The organism is Streptomyces sp. NPDC013455 (assembly GCF_040632975.1).
Taxonomy (GTDB): domain Bacteria; phylum Actinomycetota; class Actinomycetes; order Streptomycetales; family Streptomycetaceae; genus Streptomyces.
In genome coordinates, this window is the sequence record NZ_JBEYCX010000027.1 from 52,176 (window position 1) to 64,028 (window position 11,853).

The following is an 11,853-nucleotide window of genomic DNA, read 5'->3' on the forward strand; positions in this document are numbered from 1 at the left end:
AGGACGCGCCGGGGCCCGCGGTCGTGGGATCCGGGAGCGCTCGCGGGCCAGGGACCGGCCGGCGCCCGCGCGGCGGGGCGACGGACCGTGGCGGCATCCCGGGATACCGCCACCGCCGTCCCGTCACGACGGCGTCACGACCCCGCTCAGGCACCGTCCGGGTCCGCACGGCTGAGCGCCGGCTTCGGCGCCGGGCCGGCCGTCATCAGGTAGTCGGCGGCCGAGGTGTCCGTCACCAGGCTGGTGACCAGCCCGGAGCGCAGCACCGCGTCGATCGCGGAGGCCTTGCGCTGCCCGCCGGCGATCGCCACGACCTCCGGGATGCGGCGCAGCTGGTCGGCCTTGACCGTGATGCACCGCTCCCCCAGGTCACGCCCGATCCGGCGGCCCTCCGCGTCGAAGAGGTGCGCCGACATCTCGGCGGCGACACCGAGCGAGGCGTAGTGCGCGCGCTCCTCGTCGCTGAGCATGTCGTGCACGGTCGAGATGCCCGGCTCCCAGGATCCGATGGAGACACAGGCGACCGTGACCTTGTCGAAGTACTCGTAGGCCCGCGCGATGCCGGTCTGGTTGCGCAGCGCCACCGCGGTGGCCGCGTCCGGCAGCAGCATCGGCGCGTAGATGGGGTGCGCGTCGCCGCCCGAAACCTGGGCGGCCCGGCGGACGGCCTCCACCGAGCCGCGCTCGGCGGTCCCGGCGTCGTACACGCCCGTCAGCTGCACCACCGTGCACGGCGGCAGCCGGTCGAGCGCCGCGGCCATGTGGATGGTGGAGCGGCCCCAGGCCAGCCCGAGTACGTCCCCCTCGTTGACGAGCTCGCCGAGCAGATCGGCGGCGACCTCGCCGAGGTTCTCCGGGTCGGGGGTCTCCTCCGACTCGGGCGGGGACTCGACCACGACGGCGTGCCTCAGGCCGTACCGGGCGCGGAGCGCGTCGGAGCGCTCGGCGTCCAGTTCGGCCGGCACACGGATCTCGATGCGTACGAGATCCCGTTCGAGGGCCGTCTCCAGGACCCGGGCCACCTTGAAGCGGCTGACGCCGAACTCCTCCGCGATCTGGATCTTGGACTTGCCCTCGAGGTAGAAGCGGCGGGCCATGGCCGCCGCCTGCACCAGCTCAGCGGGTCCCATCCGCATGGCTGACCGGCCCGCCGACATACCCGACACGGCGATCTCCTCACTGCTGTTCACACTCTGGATTCGCCGTTCATCCTTGCAGATTCGGCGCGGCTGATCCGCCCTGATGGGCGGCGTTCACTCAAGCGTTCACTTCGCCGTGGCTCAGTGGTCGCATGCCCAGGACGCCTTGGCGGTGGCGGACTCCGCCTGCGCGCGCAGCGCGCGTACGGCTTCCGCCGGGTCGTCGGCACCGTAGACGGCCGAGCCGGCGACGAACACATCCGCTCCCGCGTCCGCGCACCGCTCGATCGTCGAGGCCGAGACGCCGCCGTCCACCTGGAGCCACAGCTGCAGGCCGTGCTTGCCGATCAGCTCACGGGTGCGGCGGATCTTGGGCAGCATGATGTCGAGGAACGCCTGGCCGCCGAAGCCGGGCTCGACCGTCATGATCAGCAGCATGTCGAGTTCCGGCAGCAGGTCCTCGAACGGCTCGATCGGCGTGGCGGGCTTCAGTGCCATGGAGGCCCGGGCGCCCTTGGCCCGGATCTCACGGGCGAGCCGCACCGGCGCGGCGGCGGCCTCCACGTGGAAGGTGACGGACGAAGCGCCCGCCTCGACGTACTGCGGCGCCCAGCGGTCGGGGTCCTCGATCATCAGATGGCAGTCCAGCGGGGTGTCCGTCGCACGGGACAGGGACTCCACGACCGGGACGCCGAGCGTCAGGTTCGGGACGAAGTGGTTGTCCATGACGTCGACATGGAGCCAGTCGGCGCCTCGGACCGCCTCGGCCTCCTCCGCCAGGCGGGCGAAGTCGGCGGACAGGATGCTGGGGTTGATCTGCACGGCCATGACCCAAGCCTGCCATGCCGCCGCGCCGGGATGCAGCGGCGGTCCTCGGGTCGGTCCGGCTGCCGGGCCGCTGGGGGCCGCTCGCGCCCACGCGGCGGGGCCGCGCGTCGATACGGCCCCGCGCCCCTGGGTGGGCGTCCCCGGCGGCGTTATCCGGTCCTGCGGATCACGGCCAGGTACATCGCGTCCGTGCCGTGCACGTGGGGCCACAGCTGCACGTCGGGGCCGTCGCCCAGGTCGGGGACGCCGGGCAGCAGCGGGCGGGCGTCGATCAGCTCGGTGTCCGGGCGCTGCTTGAGGACGTCGGCGACGACCGCGCGGGTCTCCGCCAGGTGCGGGGAGCAGGTGGCGTAGCCGACGACGCCGCCCACGCGCACGGAGTCCAGGGCGGTGCGCAGCAGTCCGCGCTGGAGCGGGGCGAAGTTGTCCAGGTCCTCGGGGCGGCGGCGCCAGCGGGCCTCGGGGCGGCGGCGGAGGGCGCCGAGGCCGGTGCACGGCACGTCCACCAGCACCCGGTCGAAGCTGCCGGGGCGCCACGGGGGACGGGTGCCGTCGGCGGCGACGACCTGGTACGGCCCGGGGTTGCCGTGCAGGGCCTTGGCCACCAGGCCGGCCCGGTGCGGCTGCTTCTCCGAGGCGAGCAGCACGGCCCCGCGCTCGGCGGCGAGCGCGGCCAGCAGCGCGGCCTTGCCACCCGGTCCCGCGCACCCGTCCAGCCACTTCTCGTCGGGACCGTCGAGCGGGGCGTTCGCCAGCGCGAGGGCGACCAGCTGGCTGCCCTCGTCCTGGACGCCGGCCCGCCCCTCGCGCACGGCCGCGACCGCGCCGGGCTCGCCGCCCTCGGCGAGCCGCACGGCGTACGGCGACCAGTGCCCGGGTACGGCGGCGTCCTCCCGGAGCAGTTCCTCGGTGGTGGCCCGGCCGGGCCGGGCGACGAGCGTCACCTCGGGCCGCTCGTTGTCCGCGGCCAGCAGCTCCTCGATGCCGGCGCGGCCGCCGCCGAGGGAGTCCCAGAGCGCGGAGACGACCCAGCGCGGGTGCGAGTGCACGACGGCCAGATGGTCCTCGGGATCCTCGTCGTACGGCGGCGCGACCTTCCCGATCCATCCCTGGAGGTCGTCCTGCGCGACCTTGCGGAGCACGGCGTTGACGAACTTGGCCCGCCCGTCCCCGAGCACCACGCGCGCCAGCTCCACGGTGGCGGAGACGGCGGCGTGCGTCGGGATGCGCGTGCCGAGCAACTGGTGCACGCCCAGGCTCAGCACGTCGAGCACCGGCGGGTCGACCTCACGCAGCGGGCGGTCGACGCAGGCGGCGATGACGGCGTCGTAGGTGCCCTGGCGGCGCAGCGTGCCGTACACCAGCTCGGTGGCCAGCGCGGCGTCCCGGGCGCCGAACGCGTCCGGTCCCTCCTTCTCGCGCGCCTTGCGCAGCAGCGGCGGCAGCACGAGGTTGGCGTACGCGTCCCGCTCGTCCACCGCGCGCAGCGCCTCGAAGGCCAGGATGCGGACGGGGTCCTTCTGGGGACGGCGGTAGGGCTTGGCGGGCCTGCGCGGCCGCCGGGACTGCTCGCTCACGAAAAAGGTGCTCCGGATGTGATGAAGGGGGGTGCGGTACCAGCCTACGTCGACGGACCGTCACCCCCGCCGTCCGGGTTCAGCCGCCGAGCGTCTCGCTCTCGGCGATGCGCACCCCGCGGGCCCAGTCGGCCGCCCGCATCGGCTTCTTGCCCTGGGCCTGCACCCAGAGCAGCTCGACGGCGTACGAACCGGTGCCCACGTGCACGCTGTTCTTGCCCACGGCGAGCCGGCCGGGCGCGAGGTCGGTCCGCTCGGGCACGGGCGTGACCTGGATCAGCTTGAGCCGCTCACCGCGGAAGACGGTCCAGGCACCGGGCGCCGGGGTGCAGCCGCGCACGATCCGGTCGACGCGCAGCGCGGGCGCCGACCAGTCCACCTGCGCGTCCTCGACCGTGATCTTCGGCGCGACGGTGACGCCCTCGGCGGGCTGCGGTACGGCCTTCAGGGTGCCGTCCGCGATGCCGTCCATGGTGGCGGCCAGGAGCCCGGCGCCCGCGAAGGCGAGCCGGGTGAGCAGGTCGCCGCTGGTGTCGGTGGGGCGGACCTCCTCGGTCACGGTCCCGTAGACGGGCCCGGAGTCCAGGCCCTCCTCGATGAGGAAGGTGGAGGCCCCGGTGATCTCGTCACCCGCCATGATGGCGTGCTGCACGGGCGCGGCGCCGCGCCAGGCGGGCAGCAGCGAGAAGTGCAGGTTGACCCAGCCGTGGGCGGGGATGTCCAGGGCGGCCTTCGGCAGCAGCGCGCCGTAGGCGACGACCGGGCAGCAGTCCGGCGCGATCTCCTTCAGCCGCTCCAGGAACTCCGGGTCCCGGGGCTTCAGGGGCTTCAGCACCTCGATCCCGGCCTCCTCCGCCCGCTCGGCCACGGGGGACGCGACCAGCCTGCGTCCGCGCCCGGCCGGCGCGTCGGGACGCGTGACGACGGCGGCCACCTCGTGCCGCCCGGAGGCGAGCAGGGCGTCCAGGGCGGGAACGGCGACCTCGGGGGTACCGGCGAAGACCAGCTTCATGGGCGGGATCGGGCCTCTCGGGCGGGGTTCGGGCGGGCAGCGCACCAGTCTATGACCATGGACGGCGCGCGATCGGGTGGGCGGCGTACGCATATGCCTGTACGCCCCCACCCCGTGACCAGCGGCGCGTCGGCGCGTTGGTCAAGAAAGAGTTGACCACATCGGGCCTCTTCCACGGCCCAATTCCTTTCAACGCCGGTTCGAGAGGCTTGTTCATGGCCGACCACGCAACCCACGACGCCCAGGCCCGGGCCAGCCTGCACTTGCTGGTGCGGGACATCGAGAGGGTCCGCCGGCAGGTGGACGCGCTGCGCACGCTCACCGCCCAGTTGGGCAACGTCTACCGCCCGCGCCGCTCCGGCCCGTCCACGGGCTTCGTCGTCTACGGACGGGCCCCCGCCCCGACGGTCCGCCTCGCCCAGGAGCTCCGGGACAGCGTCGAAACCCTGGTCACGGCCGCCGTGGATTTCGACCGCTCACTCGGCTTCTCGTGGGACGCGGTGGGCTCGGCGCTCGGGGTCACCAAGCAGGCGGTGCACCGCCGGTACGGCGCGCGCCGCGCCGCGGCCCAGGCCGCGGCCGAGACGGAGCGGTCGCCGGAGCCGTCCGGCACCCGCACGATCAACGTGAACACGGGCCTGCCGGCGGTGCCGACGGTGCCCGCGGCCCGCTCCATGCCGACCCAGCCGACCGCGGGCAGCCCGACCCTGCGCGACGACGCCCGCCCGACGGCCTTCCCCGGCCCGCGCAACGGCTGACGCCCCTCGCCCCACTCCCTCCGCTCCCCCGCTCCCGCCCTCCCGGCTGCCGGGAGGGCGGCCGCGTGCCCGGCTCACCCGATGGCCGCGGCCCGGCTCACCCGATGTCGGGAGGGTCGATCCGTACCCGTACCGGCTCTCCGGTGCCCCGGGCCATGCGGGCGGCCTGCGCCGTCTTCAGTGCGGCGGCCAGCGCGGCTCCGTTGCCGGGCGGCACCCGCAGGAGCGCGCGCTCCCAGTGCTCGCCGGGCGGTGGCGCCCCGGGTCTGCGCGGACGGCCCGGCGGCGGGGGCGGCAGCGGGACCGGCCCCAGCACCTCGGCGTCCGGCGGGAGTTCGACCGCCGCCAGGAACTCGGCGAGGGCCGTGGGCGGTCCGGAGACGGCCGCCATCCGGGACACCGGCGGGAAGCCCAGCTCCGCCCGCTCGGCCAGCTCGCGCACGGCGTGCCCCACGGGATCCCAGCGCACCAGTGCCTGCACGGGCCGCAGGGTCGGCTCGGCCACCACGACCACCGTGCCGCCCTCGGCCTGCGGCCGCACCAGCGCTCCCGCCGCGATCCACCGGCGCAGCGCGTCCTCCCCGGCCCGCAGGTCGGGCCGTACGAGCATGGCCCAGCCGTCCAGCAGCAGGGCCGCCGCGTAGCCGCCCTCGGCGACCGGTTCGGCGCCGGGCGTGCTGACGACCAGCGCGGGCGTGCCCGGGACGGTGTCCAGCACGTGCTCGCGCCCCGAGGTGCGCACCGGTACGGCGGGGAAGGCCCGCCCCAGCTCCTCGGCGGTGCGGCGCGCGCCGACGACCTGGGCGCGGAGCCGGAAGCCGCCGCACTCCGGGCAGTGCCAAGCGCTCTCCTCGCGCCCGCACCAGCCGCACCTCAGGACGCCCCCGTCCTGTCCCTGGAGCGGGCCGGAGCAGTGCCGGCAGCGCGCGGGCGCCCGGCACTGCGCGCAGGCCATGCGGGGCGCGTAACCGCGCCGGGGCACCTGCACCAGCACCGGTCCGTGCCGCAGCCCCTCGCGGGCCGCCTGCCAGGCGAGCGTGGGCAGCCGGGCGGCGCGGGCGGCCTCGTCGCGCGCGAGGTCGTCGTCGCCGACCGTCCGGACGAGCGGCGCGGCCCGCCGTACCTGCTCCCGCGCGGCGACCAGCGGCCGGGCCCAGCCGCTCTCGACCAGCTGGGCGGCCTCCACCGTGCAGCTCCGGCTCCCCAGCAGGAAGGCGCAGCCGTCCAGCGCCGCGCGCAGCAGGAGGACGTCGCGGGCGTGCGGCTGCGGGGCGTGCTGCTCGCTGTGGTTGTCGTCGCCGTCGTCCCAGATGGCGACGAGCCCCAGATCGCGCACGGGAGCGAACATGGCCGCCCGGGTCCCGACGACGGCCCGCACCGATCCGCGCCGCACCGCCAGCCACTGCGCGTACCGCTTCTCGGGTCCGGCGTCGGCGGTGAGCAGCGCGTGCCGGCCCGGACCGAGCAGCGCGGTCAGCGCGGCGTCCACCCGGGCGGCGGCCCGTCCGTCCGGTACGACGACCAGGGCGCCGCGCCCGGAGGCGAGGGCGGCGGCGACGGCCCGGGCCAGCTCTTCGCTCCACAAAGGTCCGGGCAGCGCGTTCCACACGGCCCGGGGCGCGGCCGCGGAGGCCAGCGCGTCGAGGAAGGCGGCCCCGTGTTCGTACCGGCTCCAGGAGCCCGCGTCCGGGGCCTCGGGCGGCGGCAGCGGCGCCGGGGAGGGGCGCTGCTCGGCGCGGGCGCTGCGCGGTGGCACGGCCAGCTGGAGCACGTCGGCGAGGCTCCCCGCGTACCGGTCGGCGACGGCGCGCGCGAGACCCAGCAGTTCCTCGCTCAGCACCCGCTCCGGCGACACGACCTGGGCGAGCGCGGCCAGCGGCCCCGCGTAGTCGGACTCGGCCCGCCGCTCGATGAGGAAGCCGTCGATGAGCCCGCCGCCCTCCCGGCGCCCCTCGCGCACCCGGTGCCGCCCGGCGCCGAACCGCACGCGCACCCGCACGCCGGGCTGTGCCTCCGCGTCCATCTCCTCGGGCACGGCGTAGTCGAAGTACCGGTCGAGGTGGAGTACGCCCTTGTCGACCAGCACCCGTGCGACGGGCAGCTCCTTGGCGAGGGCGGCCCCCCGCCAGGTGCGCGGTTTGGCCCGGGGTGTCGCGGCCCGGCGAACGCTCTCGCGAATGAGCGCGAGCTGCTCCGGCGGCGCCCCCTCGGCCCCGCCCGCCCCCGGCTCGTTCTCGCTGCTCACGCTTGCATTCTTACCAAACGCCACCGACAACACCGCCCGGCCCCGGGCACCCCCGGCCCCCGGCGGCCCGCGCCGCGGCCGCCCGGAAGGCACCTCACCGCCCGGGCGCAGGCACCTCACCACCCGGGCAGGCGGCGGACGCCGTGCGCGCGCCCGGCCGCTCCCGGACACGCCGAGGCCCGGCTCCCGAGAGGGAAGCCGGGCCTCGGCGAAAAGAGGTGCGGGGCTTACATGCCCACGGCGGCGCGCAGGGCGTCCACGCGGTCGGTGCGCTCCCAGGTGAAGTCGGGCAGCTCGCGGCCGAAGTGGCCGTACGCCGCCGTCTGGGAGTAGATCGGGCGGAGCAGGTCGAGGTCGCGGATGATCGCGGCCGGGCGGAGGTCGAAGACCTCGTCGATCGCCTTCTCGATCTTCTCGTGGTCGACCTTGGCGGTGCCGAAGGTCTCCACGAACAGACCGACGGGCTCGGCCTTGCCGATCGCGTAGGCGACCTGGACCTCGCAGCGGGAGGCCAGGCCCGCCGCCACGACGTTCTTGGCGACCCAGCGCATCGCGTACGCCGCCGAGCGGTCCACCTTGGACGGGTCCTTGCCGGAGAAGGCACCGCCGCCGTGGCGGGCCATGCCGCCGTAGGTGTCGATGATGATCTTGCGGCCGGTCAGGCCGGCGTCGCCCATCGGGCCGCCGATCTCGAAACGGCCGGTCGGGTTGACCAGCAGGCGGTAGCCCTCGGTCTCCAGCTTGATGCCCTCGTCCAGGAGCGCCTTCAGCTCCGGCTCCACGACGAACTCGCGGATGTCGGGGGCGAGCAGCGACTCCAGGTCGATGTCGGAGGCGTGCTGGGAGGAGACGACCACCGTGTCGAGGCGGACGGCCTTGTCGCCGTCGTACTCGATGGTGACCTGCGTCTTGCCGTCGGGGCGCAGGTAGGGGATGGTGCCGTTCTTGCGCACGTCGGAGAGGCGCTTGGACAGCCGGTGCGCCAGGAAGATCGGCAGCGGCATCAGGGTCGGCGTCTCGTCGGAGGCGTAGCCGAACATCAGGCCCTGGTCGCCCGCGCCCTGCCGGTCCAGCTCGTCGTCGTCACCCTCGACGCGGGTCTCGTACGCCGTGTCGACACCCTGCGCGATGTCCGGGGACTGCGCGCCGATGGACACCGAGACACCGCAGGAGGCGCCGTCGAAGCCCTTCTTGGAGGAGTCGTAGCCGATCTCGAGGATCTTGCCGCGGACGAGGGTCGCGATGTCCGCGTAGGCCTTGGTGGTCACCTCGCCGGCCACGTGCACCAGGCCGGTGGTGATGAGCGTCTCAACGGCGACCCGGGAGGTCGGGTCCTCGCGCAGAAGCGCGTCGAGAATGGTGTCGCTGATCTGGTCAGCGATCTTGTCGGGGTGACCCTCGGTCACGGACTCCGAGGTGAACAGGCGACGGGACACAACGCTCCCTGTGGTTGCAGCGGCTGCTGGCTGATCATTTGCGGACGGCACGGGGCTGCGCCCGGTGCCGACCATGGAACAGTTTATCGGTCGCACTCGGCCGGTGGGGCACTGTCTCGCCTCTCGGGAGCGCTGTGACCTGCGGCACGGGCATTCTGCACAATGCCGAGCGGCGTTGGCCAGGGGCGCCACGCCCAATTCGAGGGTGGCGTGATCCTTACGCCCGGCGTCGCGTCCGCGCGCCGGAGGCTAGCCCAGTCGCCGCACGACCAGGTCCCAGACGGTGTCGGCCAGGGCCTCCTTGGGGCCGTACGGGACCGGGGTCTCGCTGCCGTCGGCACCCAGGACCACGGCCTCGTTCTCCTCGGAACCGAAGGTCTTGCGCTCCCCCACTTCGTTGACAACGAGGAGGTCACAGCCCTTCCGGGCGAGTTTGGCGCGGCCGTTGGCCAGGACGTCGTCGGTCTCCGCGGCGAAGCCCACGATCACCTGTCCGGGGCGCGCCCGGTCGGCGGAGACCTCCGCGAGGACGTCCGGGTTCCGCACCAGGACGATCGGCTCGGGATCCTGGCCGTCCTTCTTCTTGATCTTCCCGGTGGCGTACGCGGCTGGCCGGAAATCGGCTACGGCGGCGGCCATGACCACGGCGTCGGCGTCCGCAGCCGCCTTGAGGACGGCTTCGCGCAGCTGAACGGCGGTGCCGGCCTGGACGACGTCGACACCCGCCGGGTCGGGCAGACCGGTGTTGGCGGCGATGAGCGTCACCCGGGCACCGCGGGCCGCGGCGGTGCGGGCGAGGGCGTAGCCCTGCTTGCCGGAGGAGCGGTTGCCGAGGAAGCGGACCGGGTCGAGGGGTTCGCGGGTGCCGCCGGCGGAGACGACGACATGGCGGCCCCGCAGGTCGGGCTCGGTGACGCCACGCGCCAGCACCCGGCGGCAGACCTCGAAGATCTCCGCCGGGTCGGGCAGCCGGCCCTTGCCGGTGTCGACGCCGGTGAGGCGGCCGACGGCGGGCTCGACGACGACGGCGCCACGGCGGCGCAGCGTGGCCACGTTCTCCTGGGTGGCCGGGTGCTCCCACATCTCGGTGTGCATCGCCGGGGCGAAGACCACCGGGCAGCGGGCGGTCAGGAGCGTGTTGGTCAGCAGGTCGTCGGCCAGACCGTGGGCGGCCTTGGCGAGCATGTCCGCGGTGGCCGGGGCCACGACGACCAGATCGGCGTGCTGGCCGATGCGGACGTGCGGGACCTCGTGGACGTCCTCCCAGACGCCGGTGGCGACCGGGTTGCCGGACAGGGCCGACCAGGTGGCGGCGCCGACGAAGTTCAGCGCGGACGCGGTGGGCACCACACGGACGTCGTGACCCGACTCCGTGAACCTCCTCAGCAGCTCACAGGCCTTGTAGGCGGCGATGCCACCGCTGACCCCCAGCACGACCCTCGGCTTGTCCACCGTGTCTCCCCGGACTCGACAACGTACGACCGAACCGTACGACTCCATGACACACCACAGGCCCGGCAGCATGACTGCCGGGCCTGTGGATAAGTCAACCGCAATCTGAAAGTACTACTGCGCCGGGCCCTCGACGGCCTCGGAGGTCAGCAGACCGGCGTTGATCTCGCGCAGGGCGATCGAGAGCGGCTTCTCGTGGACGTGGGTGTCGACGAGCGGACCGACGTACTCGAGGAGGCCCTCGCCGAGCTGCGAGTAGTACGCGTTGATCTGACGGGCGCGCTTGGCCGCGTAGATCACGAGGCTGTACTTCGAGTCGGTGGCCTCGAGAAGCTCGTCGATCGGCGGGTTGATGATGCCCTCGGGCGCGGTGATGGAAGAGGACACGCTCTACCTTCCGATGGATGGAAAAGAATCGATCATCGTGATCACAGTCACGATCACACAACGTCCATCAAGGCTAGCAGCTCACGGGCCACGTCCTCGACGGAGGTGTTGACCAAGGTCACATCGAACTCCGGCTCGGCCGCCAGCTCGGTCCTGGCCGCCTCCAGGCGGCGCTCGATGACCTCGGGCGGCTCGGTCCCCCGGCCGGTGAGCCTGCGCACCAGCTCCTCCCAGGAGGGCGGGGCCAGGAACACCAGCTGGGCGTCGGACATGGACTCGCGGACCTGTCGGGCGCCCTGGAGGTCGATCTCCAGCAGGACGGGCTCGCCGTTCTCCAGCCGCTCCAGCACGGCCGCGCGGGGCGTGCCGTAGCGGTTGCCGGCGAACTCGGCCCATTCGAGCAGCTCACCGTTGGCGATCAGCTTGTCCATCTCCTCGTCGGTGACGAAGAAGTAGTGGACTCCGTGCTGCTCGCCGGGGCGCGGCTTGCGGGTGGTCGCCGACACCGAGAGCCAGACCTCGGGGTGTTCCTTGCGCATATGGGCGACGACCGTGCTCTTGCCGACCCCCGAGGGGCCGGAGAGCACGGTCAGCCGCGGACGTTCACTCATGCAGCGATTATTCCAGCAATCCCGGAGTGCCCGGGACTCCCGGTCCGTCGCACGGCGGACTCAGGAGCCGGTGCTGCCGAACTCACGCTCCAGGGAGGCGATCTGGTTGGAACCGAGACCGCGCACGCGACGGCTCTCGGAGATGCCCAGACGCTCCATGATCTGCTTGGCGCGGACCTTGCCCACGCCCGGCAGGGACTCGAGCAGCGCCGAGACCTTCATCTTGCCGATGACGTCGTTTTCCTGGCCCTGCTTGATGACCTCGTGCAGGGAGGCGCCGGAGTGCTTGAGTCGATTCTTGACCTCGGCCCGCTCCCGGCGAGCCGCGGCGGCCTTTTCGAGCGCGGCTGCGCGCTGTTCAGGGGTAAGGGGCGGAAGAGCCACGCCTACGTCACCTCGGATGTCGAA

General features: G+C 73.7%; 11 protein-coding genes. 1 reads left to right on the forward strand and 10 read right to left on the reverse strand.

Annotated features, from left to right (window positions below):
* Window positions 1-146: 146 nt before the first annotated feature.
* The 4 genes from ABZ576_RS31320 to fmt all read right to left on the reverse strand — a co-directional run bounded on the left by ABZ576_RS31320 (window position 147) and on the right by fmt (window position 4,556).
* Window positions 147-1,190, reverse strand: coding sequence for a sugar-binding domain-containing protein (locus ABZ576_RS31320; protein ID WP_360748401.1), 1,044 nt, complete (start codon window positions 1,188-1,190; stop codon window positions 147-149).
* Between the two features lie 90 nt (window positions 1,191-1,280).
* The gene (rpe, locus tag ABZ576_RS31325; protein WP_360748404.1) at window positions 1,281-1,967 is read right to left on the reverse strand and encodes a ribulose-phosphate 3-epimerase; all 687 of its coding nucleotides are present in this window, start codon (window positions 1,965-1,967) and stop codon (window positions 1,281-1,283) included.
* A gap of 149 nt (window positions 1,968-2,116) precedes the next feature.
* Entirely contained in the window at window positions 2,117-3,544 is a 1,428-nt protein-coding gene (locus ABZ576_RS31330) for a transcription antitermination factor NusB (RefSeq protein ID WP_360748407.1), read from the reverse strand.
* A gap of 79 nt (window positions 3,545-3,623) precedes the next feature.
* Window positions 3,624-4,556, reverse strand: a complete 933-nt coding sequence (gene fmt / locus ABZ576_RS31335) for a methionyl-tRNA formyltransferase (protein ID WP_360748410.1) — start codon at window positions 4,554-4,556, stop codon at window positions 3,624-3,626.
* 215 nt (window positions 4,557-4,771) lie between these two features.
* Between fmt and ABZ576_RS31340 the strand changes: the two genes are divergently transcribed.
* Window positions 4,772-5,314, forward strand: coding sequence for a hypothetical protein (locus ABZ576_RS31340; protein ID WP_360748413.1), 543 nt, complete (start codon window positions 4,772-4,774; stop codon window positions 5,312-5,314).
* Between the two features lie 97 nt (window positions 5,315-5,411).
* Here ABZ576_RS31340 and ABZ576_RS31345 read toward each other — a convergent pair whose 3' ends face one another.
* The 6 genes from ABZ576_RS31345 to ABZ576_RS31370 form a co-directional block, all read right to left on the reverse strand.
* On the reverse strand, window positions 5,412-7,559 hold the full coding sequence (locus ABZ576_RS31345) for a primosomal protein N' (RefSeq protein ID WP_360748416.1): 2,148 nt from the start codon (window positions 7,557-7,559) through the stop codon (window positions 5,412-5,414).
* Between the two features lie 227 nt (window positions 7,560-7,786).
* The gene (gene metK, locus ABZ576_RS31350; protein WP_360748419.1) at window positions 7,787-8,995 is read right to left on the reverse strand and encodes a methionine adenosyltransferase; all 1,209 of its coding nucleotides are present in this window, start codon (window positions 8,993-8,995) and stop codon (window positions 7,787-7,789) included.
* A 249-nt stretch (window positions 8,996-9,244) separates the two neighbouring features.
* On the reverse strand, window positions 9,245-10,447 hold the full coding sequence (coaBC, locus tag ABZ576_RS31355) for a bifunctional phosphopantothenoylcysteine decarboxylase/phosphopantothenate--cysteine ligase CoaBC (RefSeq protein WP_360748424.1): 1,203 nt from the start codon (window positions 10,445-10,447) through the stop codon (window positions 9,245-9,247).
* Window positions 10,448-10,561: 114 nt separating this feature from the next.
* On the reverse strand, window positions 10,562-10,834 hold the full coding sequence (gene rpoZ / locus ABZ576_RS31360) for a DNA-directed RNA polymerase subunit omega (protein ID WP_003982715.1): 273 nt from the start codon (window positions 10,832-10,834) through the stop codon (window positions 10,562-10,564).
* 53 nt (window positions 10,835-10,887) lie between these two features.
* Window positions 10,888-11,445 (reverse strand): guanylate kinase, encoded by a 558-nt coding sequence (gene gmk / locus ABZ576_RS31365; protein ID WP_360748427.1) that lies wholly within the window; start codon window positions 11,443-11,445, stop codon window positions 10,888-10,890.
* Window positions 11,446-11,505: 60 nt separating this feature from the next.
* Window positions 11,506-11,829, reverse strand: a complete 324-nt coding sequence (locus tag ABZ576_RS31370; protein WP_003977346.1) for an integration host factor — start codon at window positions 11,827-11,829, stop codon at window positions 11,506-11,508.
* Window positions 11,830-11,853 lie beyond the last annotated feature (24 nt).